19 protein-coding genes are annotated in these 19874 nt (G+C 39.9%); 7 read left to right on the top strand and 12 right to left on the bottom strand.

All coding sequences use genetic code 11. The features are described from left to right. Positions 1–9: 9 nt before the first annotated feature. From HMPREF1551_RS01860 to HMPREF1551_RS01830, 7 genes are all read left to right on the top strand, one after another. Positions 10–420, top strand: a complete 411-nt coding sequence (locus HMPREF1551_RS01860; protein ID WP_021627311.1) for a type II toxin-antitoxin system HicB family antitoxin — start codon at positions 10–12, stop codon at positions 418–420. Further along, positions 420–1106: a TIGR02117 family protein gene (locus tag HMPREF1551_RS01855; protein ID WP_021627310.1), complete on the top strand. Its 687-nt coding sequence runs from the start codon at positions 420–422 to the stop codon at positions 1104–1106. The genes HMPREF1551_RS01860 and HMPREF1551_RS01855 overlap by 1 nt, the downstream gene beginning before the upstream one ends. 71 nt (positions 1107–1177) lie before the next feature. After that, complete coding sequence (locus HMPREF1551_RS01850; protein WP_021627309.1) at positions 1178–2626, top strand: hypothetical protein; 1449 nt, start codon at positions 1178–1180, stop codon at positions 2624–2626. A gap of 39 nt (positions 2627–2665) precedes the next feature. Beyond that, positions 2666–3931 carry a peptidase U32 family protein gene (locus HMPREF1551_RS01845; RefSeq protein WP_021627308.1) on the top strand — a complete coding sequence of 422 codons (1266 nt, stop codon included), beginning with the start codon at positions 2666–2668 and terminating at the stop codon, positions 3929–3931. 34 nt (positions 3932–3965) lie between these two features. Further along, positions 3966–4688, top strand: a complete 723-nt coding sequence (locus HMPREF1551_RS01840; RefSeq protein ID WP_021627307.1) for a DUF4262 domain-containing protein — start codon at positions 3966–3968, stop codon at positions 4686–4688. 68 nt (positions 4689–4756) lie between these two features. After that, the gene (locus HMPREF1551_RS01835; RefSeq protein ID WP_021627306.1) at positions 4757–6892 is read left to right on the top strand and encodes a S46 family peptidase; all 2136 of its coding nucleotides are present in this window, start codon (positions 4757–4759) and stop codon (positions 6890–6892) included. 111 nt (positions 6893–7003) lie between these two features. Then, positions 7004–8062, top strand: a complete 1059-nt coding sequence (locus HMPREF1551_RS01830) for a DUF6688 family protein (RefSeq protein WP_021627305.1) — start codon at positions 7004–7006, stop codon at positions 8060–8062. 5 nt (positions 8063–8067) lie between these two features. Here HMPREF1551_RS01830 and HMPREF1551_RS01825 read toward each other — a convergent pair whose 3' ends face one another. The 12 genes from HMPREF1551_RS01825 to HMPREF1551_RS01770 form a co-directional block, all read right to left on the bottom strand. Beyond that, positions 8068–8982: an alpha/beta hydrolase family protein gene (locus HMPREF1551_RS01825; RefSeq protein WP_021627304.1), complete on the bottom strand. Its 915-nt coding sequence runs from the start codon at positions 8980–8982 to the stop codon at positions 8068–8070. Between the two features lie 18 nt (positions 8983–9000). Then, the gene (locus HMPREF1551_RS01820; protein ID WP_021627303.1) at positions 9001–10308 is read right to left on the bottom strand and encodes a Na+/H+ antiporter NhaC family protein; all 1308 of its coding nucleotides are present in this window, start codon (positions 10306–10308) and stop codon (positions 9001–9003) included. A 69-nt stretch (positions 10309–10377) separates the two neighbouring features. Further along, a complete protein-coding gene (locus tag HMPREF1551_RS01815) occupies positions 10378–10995 on the bottom strand; it encodes a DUF4230 domain-containing protein (protein ID WP_021627302.1) in 618 nt (205 codons plus the stop codon). A 286-nt stretch (positions 10996–11281) separates the two neighbouring features. Then, positions 11282–12244 carry a GSCFA domain-containing protein gene (locus tag HMPREF1551_RS01810; protein WP_021627300.1) on the bottom strand — a complete coding sequence of 321 codons (963 nt, stop codon included), beginning with the start codon at positions 12242–12244 and terminating at the stop codon, positions 11282–11284. Between the two features lie 84 nt (positions 12245–12328). Continuing rightward, positions 12329–13252: a helix-turn-helix transcriptional regulator gene (locus HMPREF1551_RS01805; protein ID WP_021627299.1), complete on the bottom strand. Its 924-nt coding sequence runs from the start codon at positions 13250–13252 to the stop codon at positions 12329–12331. After that, on the bottom strand, positions 13240–13473 hold the full coding sequence (locus HMPREF1551_RS01800) for a hypothetical protein (RefSeq protein WP_021627298.1): 234 nt from the start codon (positions 13471–13473) through the stop codon (positions 13240–13242). Before HMPREF1551_RS01800 ends, HMPREF1551_RS01805 begins: the two co-directional genes overlap by 13 nt. 72 nt (positions 13474–13545) lie before the next feature. After that, positions 13546–15711, bottom strand: coding sequence for a DUF262 domain-containing protein (locus HMPREF1551_RS01795; RefSeq protein ID WP_021627297.1), 2166 nt, complete (start codon positions 15709–15711; stop codon positions 13546–13548). Next, positions 15704–16147: a hypothetical protein gene (locus tag HMPREF1551_RS01790; RefSeq protein WP_021627296.1), complete on the bottom strand. Its 444-nt coding sequence runs from the start codon at positions 16145–16147 to the stop codon at positions 15704–15706. The genes HMPREF1551_RS01795 and HMPREF1551_RS01790 overlap by 8 nt, the downstream gene beginning before the upstream one ends. An 861-nt stretch (positions 16148–17008) precedes the next feature. Further along, positions 17009–17452, bottom strand: a complete 444-nt coding sequence (locus HMPREF1551_RS01785; protein ID WP_021627295.1) for a DUF262 domain-containing protein — start codon at positions 17450–17452, stop codon at positions 17009–17011. A 44-nt stretch (positions 17453–17496) separates the two neighbouring features. Next, positions 17497–18345: a metallophosphoesterase gene (locus tag HMPREF1551_RS01780; RefSeq protein WP_021627294.1), complete on the bottom strand. Its 849-nt coding sequence runs from the start codon at positions 18343–18345 to the stop codon at positions 17497–17499. Positions 18346–18400: 55 nt separating this feature from the next. Beyond that, positions 18401–18694 carry a hypothetical protein gene (locus HMPREF1551_RS01775; protein WP_021627293.1) on the bottom strand — a complete coding sequence of 98 codons (294 nt, stop codon included), beginning with the start codon at positions 18692–18694 and terminating at the stop codon, positions 18401–18403. A gap of 109 nt (positions 18695–18803) precedes the next feature. Continuing rightward, positions 18804–19856: a uracil-DNA glycosylase family protein gene (locus HMPREF1551_RS01770; RefSeq protein ID WP_021627292.1), complete on the bottom strand. Its 1053-nt coding sequence runs from the start codon at positions 19854–19856 to the stop codon at positions 18804–18806. Between the last annotated feature and the right edge of the window lie 18 nt (positions 19857–19874).

The raw sequence follows: 19874 nt of genomic DNA, 5'->3' as shown, positions 1-19874 counted from the left end.
ACAAATATTATGGACAAAGTAAAAGCATTTATTGAAAAAACAGCAGATGGTGCCTATAGTGTATATATAGATTTAGCAGATGATACGCTTAACTATGGGATTATAGGAGAAGGAGATACAGTAGAGGAGGCTATAGAAGATTTTAAACTTTCCTATGCAGATATGAAAACCTTATACGAAGAAGAAGGAAAAGAGTTTCAGGAGGCTACTTTTGAGTTTCTATACGACCTGCCTTCATTCTTGCAGCACTATTCTCATATCCTTAGTTTTGCGGGGCTTGAACGACTCACAGGGGTTAATCAGGCACAATTGAGCCAATATGTGCAAGGGTATCGCAAACCAAGTACTAAAACTGTAGAAAAAATACAAAATCATCTACAAGCATTTGGTAAGGAATTACAACATTTACAATTTGCTTGATGAAAATATTTCTCAAAACTTTAAAATACCTCGGTTATGGTATAGCAGGCTTCGTGGCCTTTCTGTTGCTTTATTTGCTTTCGGCAGCGGTACTCTCTCGTATTGCGGTTAATACGGAAGAAGTACCTCAGCAGGAAGAGACCATTTGGCTACTATCCAATGGCGCACATACTGATATTGTGATGCCTGTCAAGAACACTTTCTTTGATTGGCAAACAATTGTTAGTGAGCAAGATACACGAGGCAAAGGCCAAAGTCGCTATATTGCCTTGGGCTGGGGATGTAGGAAGTTTTATTTGGAAACACCCACTTGGGCAGACCTGAAACTAACTACTGCCTTTCAGGCGGTTACCGGGCAAGGAGGTACCCTGATGCATGCTACCTTTTACAATGAAATTCCTATCGATGAACAAGTCGTATCACTCTCGCTTAGTGCAGCCCAGTATAAGCAGTTGGTTGACCATATTGCGCAAACCTTTGTCTTACAAGAGGGTAGGGGCGTACTGGTGCCTACCGATGCGGTCTATGGTGACACCGATGCCTTTTATGAAGCTAAGGGGCACTATCAGCTATTTTTTACTTGCAATAGCTGGACGAATAAGATGCTTAAAAACAGCGGTATACGCGCTTGTGTATGGACACCTTTTGCCTCTGGAGTGATGCGAAATTATCAAGGAAAAAATTAACAAATTAATCATGAATCATTAATCATTAATTTCGTATTTTTGTCCCTTGGTTTTTATAGTCTTTATTCCTTGTGAAACCTTCTTATTTCAAGCAATCTTTTTATATTTTAGCTTTAGCAACTCTTATTTTTATAGGGTTGAAGCCTTACTTGCCAGCACGTATTTTCCCCGAAGGGATATCCTCTACTCATATAGTGGTGGATAGCCTGATGTTGGAGGCGCTTGCAGGAAAGGATATAGATCAAGTCTTGGATCATAAATCGCAGGATAGTTTGCCCCCTTCTAAGGGGCTGTCCTCTTCTGAAGAGGAGCTTTCGAAGGAGGATCCACTGACACCTTTCTTTGAGAAACTACAGCACTTGGAGCATACCGGGGAGGGGCATATACGTATCGGTTACTTTGGAGATTCCATGACCGATGGTGACTTCATCGTACAGGACTTACGGGCACTTTTCCAAACAAATTTTAAAGGGAATGGAATCGGCTTTTTGCCTATCACCTCCGAGTCGGCGGCTTCCAGAGGAAGTGTGCGACATACCTATTCAAATAATTGGAAACGAGAGTCTTATGTAAATGTAAAGCGCCCTACCCGTCCTTTTGGGGTGGCCGGACAGGTTTTCTTCGTCAAGGGGACGCCTGCTTGGGTAGAATACCAAGCGTCCCAGCAGGTACATATTTCTCAAATGTATACCCCTACCTTGTTCTATGGAAAATCGGGCAATCATGAGGCTTATGTAGAGATACGTTACCCAGGGGATACGACAAGGGTCGTAAAGCCATTGCCTACAGATAAATTGCTCAATACCCTTACCTTAGCTGAAGGAGAAGTGAAAGGAGTACGTATTAACTTCTTCAAGGCGGATTCCATTCCTATCTATGGGGTCAACTCTTCGGGGCTTGAGGGGGTATATGTAGATAACTTTTCCAGTAGAGGTAATTCGGGTTTGCCACTTTCTTTGTTCAACACAGCACTGATGCAGGACTTCGATACCGCTTTGGGTACTTATGACCTCATTGTATTGCATTTCGGAGCCAATGTACTCAACTATGGTTCCTTAGATTATAGTTGGTATGAAAAGGGAATGACCAAGGTGGTGGAACAGCTGCGAACTTGTTTTCCTAAGGCTTCTTTCTTGATTATTTCTACTGCTGATAAGTCCTCCAAGTATGGAATGGAGATGAGAACAGATACAGCTGTAGAGCCGCTTTCCTTAGCCCAACAGGACTATGCAACCAATGTCCATGCAGGCTTTATCAATCTCTATGAACTGATGGGAGGCAAAGGCTCTATGCTCCAATGGGTAAAGGCCAATCCTTCATTGGCAGGGAAGGACTATACCCACTTTAACGCACGGGGTACCAAAAAGGTAGCCCAACTTCTCTACCGCGAACTCATGAAACGTTATTTAGGTTATAAGAACCCTAAGGCTACCCCAGAGGAATTGGAACAACAGATAGAAACCTCCAAAGATACCCTCCTACATAGAAATACTATTATGAATTTTTACAATAATGATTAAAACTATTAATCATTAATCGTTAACTATTAACCATTATTAATGACTTCATCAGGAAAAATAGAACTGATGGCTCCTGCGGGGAGCTTTGAATCCTTACAAGCAGCCTTGGACAATGGGGCTGATTCTGTCTACTTTGGAGTGGAACAGCTCAATATGAGAGCACGCTCCAGTATCAACTTTACCTTGGACGACCTTCAGGAGATTTCCCGTCGTTGTAAGGAAAAGCAGGTGCGTACTTATCTCACACTCAATACGATTATCTACGACCATGATCTTTCTATTATCAAAACTTTGTTGGACAAGGCCAAAGAGGCCGATATCACTGCGGTGATTGCCATGGATCAGGCCGTAATAGCCTATGCCCGGCAGATAGGTATGGAGGTGCATATCTCCACCCAAATCAATATTACCAATATAGAAACGGTCAAGTTTTACGCACTTTTTGCTGATACGATGGTCATGAGCCGAGAACTCTCCCTTCGCCAGATTAAGAAAATCTGCGAACAGGTGGAGCGAGACCAAGTGAAAGGTCCTTCGGGGAAGTTGGTTGAGATAGAAATCTTTGGTCATGGGGCGCTCTGTATGGCGGTATCCGGAAAGTGCTACCTAAGCCTACACTCACATAACTCCTCGGCCAATAGGGGTGCTTGCAAGCAGAATTGTCGGAAGAAATATACCGTGATAGATCAGGAAAGTGGCTTCGAGATAGAATTGGACAACGAATATATGATGTCTCCCAAAGACCTCTGCACCCTAGATTTCTTGGATCAAGTCATTGATACAGGGGCTAAGGTACTCAAGATTGAGGGGCGTGGACGTGCGCCTGAATATGTAGCTACCGTAATTCGAACCTATAGAGAAGCCATAGATGCCTACTATGCAGGAGAATATACTCCGGAAAAGGTGGCCGTATGGATGGAGGCCTTGGCTACTGTCTATAACCGAGGCTTTTGGGGAGGCTATTACCTTGGACAGAAATTAGGGGAGTGGAGCGGTTCGCCGGGCTCCCAAGCCACTCAAAAGAAGGTATATATAGGCAAGGCGATGCATTTTTTCCCTAAGACAGGTATTTCAGAGTTCAAGATTGAAGCTTTTGATATCAAGCGAGGCGACAAACTCCTTATCACAGGCCCCACCACTGGGGTACAAGAATTGGTCTTGGAGGATATGTATGTGAATGATGTCCTTGCTGATAAAGCCAAAAAAGGGGATTCTTGTACCTTCCATACCGAATTCCGCACCCGCCCCTCTGACAAACTCTATAAAATGGTCAGTAGTCAGGGAGCAGTAAGCAATGGACAGTGATCTTAGAGATAGTAACAAATCAATAAATTAGCGGATGTCAGATCAATACTCTAACAAACTGACAGATGATATTCTAAAGTATGGTTTTGAGGTAATAATGGTTCCACAAACCAATTACTTGCCATCTTTTGCCTATACTGTAGGTCTATGGAAAAGCTACAAGCATCCTGAACTTATTTCCTTAGGATTGCCTATAGATATACTCCATACTATGCTCAATACTGTAGTATTTGAAGTAATAAAAAGAAAAAAACTGATAGAAATAGGTAGGAATTATCATGATATAGTAGAAAAATATCCTGTACAATTCTTAACAGTGGATAAACGTAATATCCCTGATTATTTTGGACAGGCAATTAGTTATTACCAAACAGTCGATTTTCCAGCTCTGCAACTGATATGGCCTGATGACAAAGGAATATTCCCATATGAATCAGATTTCAGAGAAGATCTTATCTACTTACAACCGCTCTTAGATAGGAATGCTGATTTCAAATTCAGAGAAGACAAACTCTGTCTTGTATTCACAACATCAGCTTGGTTAGAAAAACAGCAACCTATTGTAGATGTGATACATGATAAAGAGGGCCATTGGTTTTTTCTTCCTTTGGGAGAACCTGATTGGAAAATAGTGTCCTTGGAAGAACTAATAAAAGTTGATCCTACTCTCAATGATGTTTTTGATCTTGATTATGGGGAGTGTGCCAATAGAGAGTTTGTAGGAGGAAGATGGGAAAGAGACATTTATGAGGAATAGTTACCATAATAAATATACTGATTTTACTGAAAACTATCACCTATTAACTAAAATAAATACTATACTATATGAAGAGATTTTTTAGAATAGCGCTGTTTTTAAGTGCAATGGTACTGCATGCACAGCAGGGCGGTATGTGGATTCCTTCGCTCTTAGAGGGGATGAACGCCAAGGAAATGAAGACCTTGGGTATGAAGATGTCCGTTACCGACATCTATAATGTGAACAAGTCAAGCCTCAAGGATGCGGCTCCTCATTTCAATGGGGGATGTTCCTCTGAGATTATCTCCGATCGGGGATTGCTGCTAACCAACCACCACTGTGGTTACGGGCAGATTCAGGAACACTCAACCCTAGAGCACGACTATTTGGAGCATGGTTTTTGGGCAAAAAACCTCTCCGAGGAGCTCCCCAACAAGGACTTGAAGGTGACCTTTATCGTTCGTATCGATGATGTGACCACCCAGGTACTCAAAGGTACAGAAAGCCTCAATGAGCAAGAAAAAGCCCGACGTATCGAACAAAACATTACTCAGGTGATCAAGGATGCTCCCAAAGAGGCTTGGCAGGAAGGTACTATAAAGCCTTTCTATTATGGAAACCAATACATCCTCTTTATCACCGAGACCTTTAAGGATGTGCGCTTGGTAGGGGCTCCCCCTTCCTCTATTGGTAAGTTCGGTTCAGATACAGATAACTGGGTGTGGCCTCGCCATACGGGAGACTTTTCCCTCTTTAGGGTCTATGCGGATAAAAACAATCGTCCGGCTGAGTACTCCAAAGACAATGTACCTTACCGACCCAAGCACTTCTTCCCGATTTCTCTTAAGGGGGTCAAAGAGGATGATTTCGTAATGGTCTTCGGTTATCCAGGTACCACCCAAGAATACTTGCCTGCGGTAGCAGTGGAGCAGATACAGAATGTTATCAATCCCGCAAGAATAGGTATCCGCGATGTGGCACTAAAGGTACAGGATGAATATATGCGCAAAGATCAGGGTATTAAGATCAAGTACGCAGCTAAGTTCGCTCGTATAGCCAACTATTGGAAAAAATGGATAGGGGAAACTAAGGGGCTGAAAAAATCAGATGCCGTAGCACTCAAGAAGCAACAAGAGGAAAAATTTGCCCAAACCCTTCAGCGAACAAACAAACAAGCCCAATATGGCCAGCTGCTCCCACAGTTTGCCGCTCTTTATAAGGAGATAGAACCCTACAACCTGGCTTATAACCTCTATAGCGAGCTGATGTTCCGCAATGTGGATTTGCTCTCCAACGCTTTCCGCTTGCTTCAGCTTCAGCAAGTATTAGAAAACAAAGGCGTACAGTCCTTCGAAAGTAGAAAAGCAAACTTTTTGAAGATCTTCGAGGGGGTGTTCAAAGATAATGACCCTCAGGTAGATAAGGCCGTATTCGAGAAGGTGATAGCCTTCTATGCCGCCAACATGCCTAAGCAATTACTTATTAAGAGCTTGCAATATTTTGATGCCAAGCAATTAGCAGATAAGCTCTATGCAAACTCTTCTGTAACCTCTTATGAGGGAGTAGCTAGGCTCCTTTCGCTCTCTCCAGAGGAATTTAAAAATCAATTGAAGCAGGATGTAGCGGTACAACTTGCCTTAGAACTCTCTCAGATGAACGATACCCAGGTGTATCCCACTTATGAGCGCTTAGATACTCAAATTCAAGCACTCCAACGTACCTATATGAAGGCTATCTTGGAGTTGGCGAAGCCTTCCGATAGGATTTTCCCTGATGCCAATAGTACTCTTAGGGTAACTTACGGTAAGGTAGCTGGCTATGTTCCTGCCGATGGGGTTACCTACAGTGCTACCACCACCTTGGATGGAGTGATGGAGAAGTATGTGCCTGGAGATTATGAATTTGATGTACCTGCACGCCTTCGAGAGCTATATGCCAAGAAAGATTACGGGCGTTATGGTACTAAAGATGGAAAGATGCCGCTTTGTTTCCTCTCCACTTGCCATACGACAGGGGGAAATTCGGGAAGCCCTGCCATTGATGCTCGTGGCAACCTTATCGGATTGAACTTCGACCGCGTATGGGAAGGTACTATGAGTGATATTCATTACGATCCTAAGATTTGTCGCAATATTATGGTAGATATGCGTTATGTACTCTTTGTGATTGACAAGTATGCAGGAGCTGGCTATTTAGTAGATGAAATGAAACTTGTAAAATAAAGTTTTTTCATTATATTTGTTTATTTAATTGTTGTTCTTTCGCCTTGAAGTCTCTCTATTTAGTAGTAAATAGAAGTTTTCAAGGCGATTTTTCTTAAATTTTGACCTCTTATGTTTGATACTGTAATTCTTTCTATTTTTGCTCTCTTCATTTTAGTGATATTACTCTATGTAGGCATTCGTTTGTATGAGAAAAAAGTTCCTATTTGGCAATATCCTATAGCGCTATTGTATGGATTGTGGCTTTTGTTCTTCGTGCTTTTTGGTTCGCTTTTCTCTGCTGAATATACTCAGGCTATAGACCCTATAGATGATCACTATACCTTTATTTCGGGACAGTATAGGCTTACTTTTCTAATCTTTTTTCTTTTGTATCACATAGCACTTGGAGCACTTTGGATACGCAGAGCGAAATTGCCCCCACTGCCCTTAGTACTTTGCCTTTGTTTTCTCTATATAGGAATCGTAATCAATGTATTTATAGCCAGCCAGCTCTTAGGAGAGGGTAATCGCCAAGAGGAATTAGCCTCGTTTCCTATATTCAGCAATTTTATAGCCATATTAGTCATAGGTCGCACCCTTATGGCTATCAGGGAAGAACTTTCTACCAAAACCTTTAAGAACAAATGGCTTAACAAGCTCAATAGGCTCCTTTCTTTCCGATTTACAGTGCTTACTTGGTCGGTTCTCTTAGTGTTTCCTGTCTTTGTACTGCTGACCCTCCTGCTGATGATTTTTGGTCAAGACTATGACGCAGTGGTCAAAGGCTTTACCGAGACTACTACATGGAAGTTTTCTCAGCATGATCACCCACCTTATTTAGACCATAGGGGGCACTACCTCTGTACAGTGGCCGCTTGTGGCTCTCCGCGCTTGGTCAAGCCCTTGCGCTGGGGCAGGAGAGGGGGTAGGCCTATTATTGTGAATCGTCAGCTACAGATTGCCAATGCCTTTGAGGAACTTATCGCTGATTTTTCACCTAAGTTGCACCATTTCCTACGTACCAATTATGATAAGTATGGGTATAACCTCTCCCAAAAAATTAAGGCTCCATGGGCAGCCAATATGACTTATCTGCTGATGAAGCCTTTAGAGTGGTTCTTTTTGCTTTGCTTATATACTTTTTGTCTGTCTCCTGAAAGGAAAATTGAAAGACAGTATCAGTTTTGAGTTTTTCACTTTATAAAACTTGCTATGCCTTCTACCAATTCTCCAGAGATAGGTAGGTCAGGATTTAGATAAGATAGCTGGTTTTCTTCCAATGTCTTTACTTTTTTTAGTACATGGTTCATACCTTCTATAAGAAGAAGTTGTGCCTTAGGCTGAGCTTCTTTGAGTAGTTGTGCCTCCTTATCTTCCACTTGCAAATAATTGGTACCCTGAACGATGAGGATAGGTATTTGTAGTTTAACGATTTCTTTGGTAGGTTCATATTTGAACCAAGAAATCAAATAGGGTTGGATACTTTTCCTAAAGACAGGCGCCAGATAGGGAGAAATATTCTCCACGAGTTCCCCTTTTCTTAGCTGGCTGATGATTTTCTGACTTTCCTCCTTGAGTTGTGGAGCATTTTTACCTATCTGTTCTTCTATCAGTGTAGCACTGCTATTGCCCGCACCTGAGATAGAAACAAACTTAGAGACTACTACCTTTTGAGCAACAAGAAGCCCTATCAGCGCTCCCTCATAGTGTCCTATAAGGATGATTTTCTTATACTTATCCTTAAAGTGATTTACAACCAAAAGCGCATCATTCACCTCGTCTTCAAAGGTCATTTTCTCTTCCTGTACAGTAGCGTTATTTATTTGTGCAATAACACGTTTGTCATAACGAAAAGTTGCAATACCCTTTTGAGCCAATCCTTCAGCAAGATATTTTAGAGAATTATTCTTGAATAGAGCTTGATTCCCATCGCGGTCAGTGGGTCCTGAACCTGCTATCAATATCGCCAAAGGAGGCTGATTCTCTCCTTTAGGAGAGAGTAAAGTACCCTGCACTTCTGGGTCTATACTTACTTGCAGGCTATCATAATTTTTCTCTTGAGAGAAAGCCTCTAAAGAGATGAAAAATAATAAGATAAACCATTTCATGATATATGTATTTTTAGATTATTCTTTACTTTTCGCGCCCTTAAGAAAGAAGACGATCATACAGAGAAGCAGTAGCCAGATATAAAAACTCTGAGCAATCATGCTACTATAATTGACATCGGTGCCTAAAAGCTTGATAAGCAAGAGTACCTGTGCCCCATAGGGAATAATTCCTTGTACAATACAAGAGGAAATATCCAAGATAGAGGCTGTTTGTATAGGAGAAATTTTATATTGTTCACTGATTTTCTTCGCAACAGGAGCACTGATGACGATAGCAACGGTGTTATTGGCTACCGCTGCATCGATAAGAGCTACTAAAAAGCCAATTCCGAAGAAAGCACGCCCTTTGGTATTGACAAATTTTCCAATTTTCTGGGTAAGAAAAGAAATACCGCCTTCTCTTTCGATCAAATAAGCCAAACCACCGGTGAAAAGAAACACCAAGAAGATATCATTCATGGAGGCGAAACCATCAAAGAAGGTTTTACAATAACCTAAGAAATCAAAAGTGCCATACCAGAAGCCTAATATACCTGAAAGGATGGTACCAATAAGGAAGGTGACAAAAACATTAAGACCAGCGGTGGCCAATACGATAACAGAGATATACGGAAGTAGGTTAATCCATTGGATAGGTGTGTCTCCTGTACTGAGAGAATGTCCACTAGGGTGAATAGAAACTCCTATGATAATGAGTAGGATGGTGGTAAGGATAGAAGCAGGAAAAGCAATTTTTCCATTCATACGGAACTTATCCTTCATCTGACAACCTTGTGATTGGGTAGCCGCAATGGTGGTGTCGGAGATAAAAGAGAGGTTGTCGCCGAACATAGCACCTCCTAAGAGCGAGCCCGCGATAAGCTCCACATTCACATTGGGCAAGCTCACAAAGCCTGCTGCAATAGGCGCCAAGCTCACCACTGCCCCTACGGAAGTACCAGAAGCGAAGGAGAGGAAAGAGGCAATAACGAAGACCCCAGCATACAAAAACTGTAAGGAAAGGTAGTTCTTGGTGATTTCCACAAAGGTATCGGTAGCCCCAATGCTCTTAGTGACAACACTAAAAGCTCCTGAGAACAAGGCAATGAGGCACATGATCAGTATATTAGGATTGCCAGCTCCTCGGATAAACCCATTTACATTCTCATTGATACCATTGCGATAAAAAATCGCAAAGGCCGTAATGGTTCCTATTAGTACGGCAATAGGGGCAGGAAACTCATAAAAGCTCCCATACTGGATGCCGCTCCAGAGGAAAACGGTCACAAAAATAATCAATGGCAAAAGTGCAATACCATTCGCTTTTTTTGATTCTGTTGACATCGTAAAAATAATTTATGTAATACGGTGCAAAGATAGAAAAAAAAATTAGAACATAACGCAAATTGCAAATTATTTTTTAAGTGGTAACAACAGGTCACTTTCCGTCTCTATCTCAGTATCGGTATATTCGAGCCTCCAGCCCATGGAGTGGGTGAGAATCAGGATTTTAGAGAGTTCGGTAAGGAGGCGATCCCGGGCATTGCTGCGGAAGGAGGACTGGTCTATCTTCTTGGAAATGACCTCTGTGACACGCTTTTGGATCTTGTTGTGATCCTCCGCAGTGAAGGGATTGAAGGAACTTTCCTCAAGGTTGTAGTATTGTATCTTAGGGTATATCTTGAGTTCCTCTTGGGGGATATACAAGAGGCGTACCACCTTATTGGCCTCATCTATCTCATAGCGCAGCTGGTGTAGGTCATAGGAGATAGTAGCCTCGGCATTGATAACCACCAAAGCTTTTTTGTCAAAGGAAACCCAGTTGTTGAGGTATTTCTTAGCATCTTGGTAGGTCATTACCTCAGAGAAATAGCCTTCGGTAACGACTAACTTGCCTACATTTTTGATCTCTTGGACGATTAAGGAGCTGTTTTCAGTAAGCACACTCTCGTCTTTTTCTTTTTTAAAGAAATATTGTAGTACAAACATGGCAACAATACCTATTGCCAAACCTAATAATAGTTTTTTCATGGGTTATAATCGGTTAGAGCGCTACAGAATGAGGGAGGGAGGCTAAGAGCTAAGTCCCCATGGTTGGGTACATTTCCCAATCTTCTAAGTTTATCACTTTGAGTATCCTCTATCCTTTTGTCTTTATCCATAAGACTCTTTTAATTAATAGAGCAAAAATAAGAATAAACTTGTAATTATGCAAATCTTCTTACTTTTTTTCGGGCAAAAAATATAAAAAGAGAGATGAGTATATGTTTTTTGATTGATATGACCGCAAAAAATGTGCCAATATATTAGTCATTAATCATTGGTTACTAATCTTCGCTTCCACAGCTTTTATTCTCTCTTGGAGTTTGGAGAGGAACTGTTGGTGTTTTTCCCCTTCGGGATTAAAGGGGCGATGCGCCAGTGCGCGCTGAATACTGGCTATTTCCTGCATAAGAGCCTGTGCCTCAGAGGTAAAACAAGTCTCGGTGAAGCGCTCCCATACATACTGTACGGCCTGTTCGGTGGGGTGGAGCATATCCTCTTTGTAGAAGCGATAATCTCGCAGCTCGTCCATAAGTAGCTCATAGGAGGGGAAGTAGAAGAGGTTATCCCCCTTCTTTGGGTAGCCTGTTCCCAAGAGCTCATGGATCGCACAGAGAAGCAGCGACTTACTGAGCTGGTTCTCCATGGCGCCATCCTTGAGGTGCCGTACAGGGGAAACAGTAAAGAGTACCTTCATATCGGGCTGTTTTTCTCGTACCAAGGCTACGATGTGCTCCAAAGAAGTCTTTATCTCAGCCAAAGAGAGCAGTTTTTTCCTGAAAATCTTTTGGGGTTGCTTATGACAGTTGGCCACGATATTGCCCGTATCCAAATGCTCATATACCCAAGCCGTTCCCAAGGTTATCACTATAAGGGACGTCTGGGAAAGTGCCTCTTGTAGGGAGGCCATCTGCTGATTTAGTTGGGCTAAGAGTGCGGGAAGCGAGGGGTTCGCCCATTGGGAATGTAGCTCAAAGGACAGCCATAGGTCGTCCTGTAGGAAGAAATCCGCCTCGGTAAAGGTCTGCCCCTTGCATACCCGCTCCAGGCTACGCTCAATGGCCAAGGGGTGAAAGAGCGTGCCGAAAGGATGGGAGAAAAAAGGTAGCTTGTGGTAGACAAACTTCTCCTGTAGGTGTGCCGCAAAGCAAGACCCCATGCTCATCACAGGGGTCTTGTAGGAAAGTTGGCATGCCTCCGGTAGGGGAGGAATCGTTATTTTAGTGGTAAAATCCATAGGGTTAATGAGACAATTAGCTAATGAGTCAATGAGTCAATTAGTCAATGAGATAATTGGCAAATTGACAAATTGGCAAATTATCTAATTATATTGTTCGTATCCTGCTTTGAGCAGTTCCTTAACCTGTTGGGCTAAGTGATCAGGGGCGAGTACTTTTACATAACGGCTTCGGGAACAGATCTCCATTACAAAGTCATAGGTAGGTACCATTCTTAGGCCGATGCGTATTTCCTTGTCGCAATCCACAAGAATTTGTTGGCTGTGGTGCAGCGGTAGGGTCTTTACATATTGCCCTTGATCAGGGTCAAAGGAAAGGATAATCGTTTCAGGCTCCTGCATGGGAGCGATGGTAATCCCAAAAGCATTGTCAAAAAGCGTGCCAATAGCTACATTTTGGTGTACTACTTTCGTGTCGGTTACCTCCAATTGGGAGACACGATCCAGTCCAAAGGACTTAAGCTGTCCGTTTCCTTGGTAATCCTCGGCGATAAGGTACCAACGGCGCTTGTATTCCTTTACTGCATAGGGGATTACCTCGCGCTGGTGAGGGGTACCCTCCCAAAATTTGGTATAGACAAAGCGTATGGTTACATTCTGCTGAATACCCTCGATGATATCCTCCAAAAAGCGCATCGAGCTGTGCTGTTGTCGCTCGAAAAGGAGGATATTGGAAAGCTCGCGGGTACGGCGATAGGCATCCACCAAGAGAATATTGTCAAAGAAAGCATATCGGTTGGCAAAATCATTTTCTTCCAAGCGCCATTTTTTGTTTTCATAGACAAAGTTCACCTCGAATAGTCCTTCTAAGAGTTTTCGATCGCGCTGAAAAGTCCTCTCACTGAAGTTGACCTCTTCATTTCTCAAATTTCCTGCATCATATTCCCCCTCATGGGTTTTCTCTAAGCGGTCTCTAAGTTCTTCATAGGTAAGTCCTCCATTCTCTTTGTTTCTTTCTAATTCCTTGATAATCCGTACCAAACGGAATATTTGATCTACTTTTGCCATAATTCTTCGTTTTTAGTCGTTAATGATTCTAATAGGTGTCCCCATATGCGTTTGTCAATCTCAGCAAAACCTTTGCCTATATCACAAGCGATACAGTGGATAGGCTGGGGGCTATTTTTCTGTACATAGTCCAAGAAATTAGCTCCTCCACCGCCTATACCTAAAATAAGCGTCCCTTTGGGGAGTTGCTCATTAAGAGTGTTTGTTTTTACCGTATTCATGGTTTTTAATTTTTGATTACGGTGCAAAGGTAATGCTCATGTTGGACAAGCTATGACCGACTAAGAAAAAATTTAGAGGAGGAAAATTTTCTGCATGGCTTCTTCGGTGCAATCCTGTCCGTTTTTGGTGATTTTAGGTTTATCTGTATTGTAATAGTACCAATATTCTTCATTATCATAGATAAAACTAACAGACCACCCCCAGAAGAAAGGAATTTTCTTTCCATTGACTTCTAACTGCTGTTTTGTGGTAATGATACCTTTCTCTATGGCTTTTGCTAATTTATCATTTCGTTCATGAGTAACAATATACTTAAACTGTTCTTTGCGACCATTGTATGGATATAGAATATAATTTTCAGATTCCCATCGTAGATAACATTTTTCACAAATAGCAATTAATAACTCTGTTTGATATAGGTTTTTAAGTGTTTTCTTATATAATTCAAAGTTTTCATTGTTTTTCTGTAAAGAAGGTTCTTCTGTAATAAATACATCTAACTTATCTTCATTGTCTAATAAAGTTAAAAAGTGTTTGGTTATACGATTTTCCTTTTCTTTATACACCGTCTTTAGAATATATGCTTTCCAATTATCTCTACTTGAATCAAAGTTTAAGTTCCAAACTAAGCTCCAATGATCAAGTCTACTAATCAGAGCTCGTAAAAGGAGTGCATTCTCTCGATATTTACCTTTTACACCATTTTCATCAAACATTTCTTTGGCTACTTCATAGCGTTTTTTGAAGAGGTCTAAGTTATTTTCTGTCTCAAGAAGTAAAAAGCCAATATCCCCCTTGAACATAGGGTGATTTTCCGCTTTCCAAATAGTCTCTTTCCATTCACTGTCAGCAACAATACGTTTTGCTTTTTGTCTTTCTTGTGCTACTTGATAAGAAGCAAACTTAGATTGGATAGCAGTTTTACTAAGGTAACTATAAATATCCTGAGAACCTTCCAAAAGTTCTCGCATTAGCTTGATTGCTCCTGCAAAAGTTTCTGCACTATCAATAGCTTCATTTTCAATAATATTACGGACTACCTGAATAAACTCTTCTACTTTTGCTTTATTATCCTTAACCTTTATAAAAAGATTAGTGATAGCATAAAAGAAAACGCGTTGCTTATAGGTAGCTCCCCGATATGCTTTCTGTGTGCCTTTATTTTCATCTTTGATAAATTCTTCAAAAAAGCCTCTTTTGTTATTTGTATTGTAATATTTCCATAGATCTGTCTTTATTGAAATATTTTCTACTGTACTATAGAAATCTAAAAATTCTTCAAGACGTTCAAAATCTTCTTTTGAAAAATCACTTGCAACTACACTAAGAGGATTACTAAATAGTTCTTGGGCTCTTTTTTGTTGAGCTTCACTATTTTTCTCTTTGAGTACATAACCTATCATAGCCATACCTGCAAAGAAATTGGTTACCTCATAGTCGATAACATTCACATCTCCTCTATATTTCCAAAAAAGATCAGTATAGGTAGTGTCCATTTTATAAGAGAATGTTTCTTCATCCTTCTCTTTACTTTCCCATTGCTCATCATTAATACGCTTTATCAGACTGGCTTTGAAGTTTTCGAACTTAGAGAGCTGTTTGCCACGAGCATTCATTTTGAGGTAAAGCTCATCGGTAAGTTGGTGTTCTTCTAAGTCAAGCCAATAGAAAGTAATGATACCTTGCTCAAGTAAAGACCAATAATGTTCTATTGTTTTGTCTCTTAATTGCTTATGAATTTCATCAAGTGTATTGAGCATACCACTTACAGTAGGGTCATGTTGCCAATCGTCATAGAACCAATTTTTGTCCTTTAGTTCAGTAGATAAAGTAGCTTGGGAAGTAACTTGGGTAAAATCTATTTTAAAATCTTCCCCTGTAGTAAGTTTAGCGGTAAAGTCCTTGGCATAATCACGAGTGGCATAGCTAAACTTGATATTCTTAAAAGCATCTATTTTTCCAATTCGTTGGGCAAGATACCAATGTAACAGAAACAAAGTTGTCAGGCGTTGTTGCCCATCTATTAATGTAATGGTATTATCTACCTCTCTCCCATAGATAAAGTCTAATTCAATAGGTGTATTTTTATCTAATGCTTCGATTAAGCTACTAACAAAATCCTTACGAATTTTATCAGTTGTCTCGTCATTTCGTCCTTGGGCATAATCTCTTTGAAAGATTGGAATTTCTATTTTTTTGTTTTGTGCAAAGCTCAAAAATGTTGTTTTATTACTCATGTCTTTTGAAATTTTTAAGGGTTTCTTCTATTTTGTCGAGGTAATTTTTTCTATCTGTAGCACTCCAAAAGAGCAAGCTATTAGTATGAGGCGAATAATACTTTAAGAAAACGTTTCGGGTACATAGTGGAATGAAGGTACCTTCCTCATCTTTTTTTATAATAGTTGTTCTTTTTTGAGGGAAAGGAGCTTTTCCATAACCTCTGTTGGTACTACTATCTAAAAGAGCAAGGTTAGAAAGATTATCAATATCGAATGCTTCTCCCTCTTCTTTAGTATTAGAGAAATAGTTATATATATCTTCAATAAGTGTTCCTATTTTATCTTCCTCTTCTTTAAGATCTTCCTCTTTATTATCATTCTTTTCAACAGCTAAGGCCTCATCTATTTGAGCACTATATTTTTCAATAAGTTCATTATTTCGACTTTGTAACAACCAATCTTTAAATTCTTTTAACCAATCTTTTTGCTCTTTAGTATTATCTGCCTTAGCATGGATATGTTCTATATCCCAATTTATGTTTTGATATTGATAAAAAGGAAAACGATTTACTTCATCTTTTGAATTTAAAATAGAGATAATATTAAATATAAGTAAAGTATTTTTAGCTTTATCTCTACTTTCACTATAACTAACCTTTCTTATATCTCCTATATCTTCTATTTTTTTACAAATTTTTTCTTTGATATGGTTTTTGAAATCCTTTTTAGAAGTACTTTTTTCTTTTACAGATAAAATATCATCTATATCTTCTCCTAAATGAATTAGTAATCCTATAAGGTGATAGAGTTCAAAATCATGATACCATTCCTTGAATGTTTGAAAAATATGTTTTATCTCTCCCCAGCGGTTAGTTACCCATTGGGAAGCCTCTTTTTGAGAGTCTTTGAAATCTTTTTCAAAAGCAAAAAATAAGGCATGTTCTCCAATTTTGTCAGGATCTTTGAAAATAGTAGAGAGTGATAGTAGTTTGTCTATGCGAGTTGCTCCAGGAGCTGTATGGGAGATAAAATACCAAAAGTTTTTGTTTTGTAATTCATTTTCTATTCTATCCCATTGCTGTGCTATCTCATTTTGTTGAAGTTGTAATACCTCTGATTGTTTTGTTCCTTTCTTTAAGTTGATTAAGAAAAGAGCCTTGATAAGTTCAGCTTCTGTGAGCGGTATTTTATGGCTATTGATACGTGTAAAGAGTTCTATACTATCTATATTTCCCTCTACTTCATACCAAATGACTTGAGTTTTATTCAGTAGTTTATCTAAAAAACGCTTTTTATCTCTACTTTCATCAGCAAACTAGTCTTGTATAGTTCGGTAAGCCTCAAAGAAGTGATAGTTATCTACATTATCTTTATCTTTATCTTTATCAGGAAGGGCTTCCACCCAGTCTTTCCATTCTCCAGCAATAGCTAAAGAATCAATTTCTTTTATAAACTCAGCACTTTTCTCGCGTGTCTGGTAATCTAACTCAAATGTATCTTTCCCTAAATATTTTAGGATAAGATAGATGGTAGTACAACGCTGTTGCCCATCAATGAGTTCTTTTTTGCCTGAATCCTCCTTGATGACAATAGGTTGTAAGCAATAAAATTCATTTTCGTTTTGAGGCTCAAACTCGTAGATGTCGTTTAACAACTGTGTAACTTCCTCTTTTGTCCACTTGTAGCCTCGTTGGTAATTCTTTACCCAAAAATGGAAATTTTGGAAGTCTTTAATAGGCTTTAATATTAGATTGGCCATAAATAATTTATTTTTAATGGGTTATTTATTCTGTATATAATTTTTCACTTTTCGTTACTTATGAGCGAATTGCCATTCGTCCCTACCTCTATATATCGCCCCCAATCAAATGCTTCATGTTCCTCGCGCATCACATAGCCGAGCTGATTGGTGGTCAGTATGGTGTTACCGATCCTGAAATCGGGTTGGTTGAAGTGGTGATGCCCATAGATCCAGTAGTCAATGGCGCTCTTCTCGATAAAATCAGTCAGGTCAAGGACAAAGGCATCGTTCAGGGCACTGCCCAAATACATCTCAGGGTAGTACTTGAGGGTAGGGACGTAGTGGGTAGCTACAATAATATGGTCTATCTCTCCAGCCTTTTTGGCTTGAGTAGCTGCTTTGACGGCTTTTTTGAGGAACTTAACCGCCGTCTTGTTGAAAGCGTTGAAGTCAGCCACCTGTAGGGAGTCTATCTCCTCTCCCTTTTCGGGGTTCTGTACAGTGATATAGTGGAAGTCACTCATGCCATACTTAATTTTAGCGGCATTCTTCCTACCGATATGGCTCCACATCGTACAGAGAATCAGTTGGGTACGCCCGATACGCTCCATATAGTTGTCCACTAAAAAGAGATTTCGTATCTCCTTCAGCGGTTGTTCGTAGCGAGTAGTGGCGTAGGAGTGGGTAAAGATATAGTACTCGTGGTTGCCAGGGATCCAAAATACCTTTTTGTAGCCCCTACATAGGTCGGCAATCTCGCTTTTGAAGAGCATACGAGAGAGCTGTACGAAGGGGCACAAGTCGCCTGCGATGATTAGGATATCGCCCACGCGCTCTATAGCGTTGTTGTCAATCCAGTTGAGATTGTCCTCGAACTCAAGGTGTAAGTCGGAAAAGTATTGTATTTTCATGAAAGTGTAGGGGTTTAGGAGTTAGTTTTCTCTTTTTTGGGAGGAGTTTTAGGGGTTAGTCTTCTGTTTTATAGTTTAACCTATCAAAATGTTCATCGTAGGGGAGGGTAAAGTACATACATTGTCCCAAGCAATATCCGTAATAGAATAAATAGATGGCGTTTCTCTCAGGAAAGACCGTTTCTCTTAGGGCAAGATACCCTGTATCTGGATAGTAATAACGACGTTCTAAGAGATTTCCATTACTGTCAAAATCTTCTTCTACGGTACTATTAGCCATACGAAAATAGCATTTCATGCCAGTGAATAGCGTTGCACCTTGGGTGGGAGAAAAGTGTTTATACTTCATATAAGATTAAAATTATCTGTAAATGATGGGATTATCTATCCTTAAAAGAGATAAAAAATACAAACTGCCTAAAAGGTTTTAGACAGTTTGTAAAAGAACTCAAAGGCGATTATTGTTGAGCTTTAATAGCCTTTAATAAGGATAGGAGGTCGTCAGCCATTTCCTGTTCAATCTCCTTTTCTTGAGGATAGTTATTTAAGAATTTCTCTACAAACCAAGCGTTTACCTCAAGACTAAAAGGTTCTTTAAAGGTATTTTTATACACCTCTTCGTTTTCTAGCTTTTTAGAACGGTCTAAAGAACGGAAAGAAAGATAAACAGGTGGTTTTCTTAGATCAATTCTAAAATCCAAAATATCATCACCAACGCCTTTTACTTGTGCTTCATATACTTGCGTATCTTTGCCACGCAACTTAAAGTTAAGTGCTCCCGCCAAGAGATTATTAAGTTTATCAACATCAATAGTTGTTACATTAGGCTTGAAAGTGAAGGGAGTTAGAGGTTTTTCCTCATAGAACTCTTTTATATTAGTATCGATAGCCTCGTATTCTGCTGCTGACACGGCGTAAGAAGGATGAGAAATGGCAAGTACTTGTTTTTCAAACAAATCACCTCCTTGTACAAGAAGACGTTTGCTTTTACCTTTTAGCAAAGTTTTTTCAATCTTAGAAATGCTTTCTATACCCTCTAACCCTAAAACGATAATATGTTTAGGCTTGATAATCTCAATAAACTTTTTGGTAAGAGCTGTACAGGTTTCAACTGCTTTAGCGTGTCCTTTGATTTTATTGAAATCAGAAGTGCCAAAATACACATAATTCATAAAGCAGTAGTTATTACTATCTATTGCATCTTTGATAAATGGAATTCTATTCAGTCCTCTAAAGATTTTCCATTCATCCTTTTCAGCAATAAAAGGATTACCCTTTAGTAAGCGTTCAGTGGTCATCTTACCATCTTTGAATTCCCAATTAGGATTTTCTTGTTGATTCTTATAACTTGCCTCTGACCCTGGATTTAATCCAATAATCAAGAGTTCAGGGTTCATTTTAGCTTCTGACTGTAAGGGATAGTAAGCTAAATTAATTTGTTCGGCAATAGGGGTGATTTTCTCGATCACTTCGGCTGCCCATTGCTGTAATTCTGGGGTGAATGTATTCATATTGGTTTGTTTTTATTT

It is taken from the genome of Capnocytophaga sp. oral taxon 863 str. F0517 (assembly GCF_000466425.1).
In the GTDB taxonomy this organism is placed as follows: Bacteria; Bacteroidota; Bacteroidia; order Flavobacteriales; family Flavobacteriaceae; genus Capnocytophaga.
This window is presented reverse-complemented; position numbering and strand designations above follow the sequence as displayed.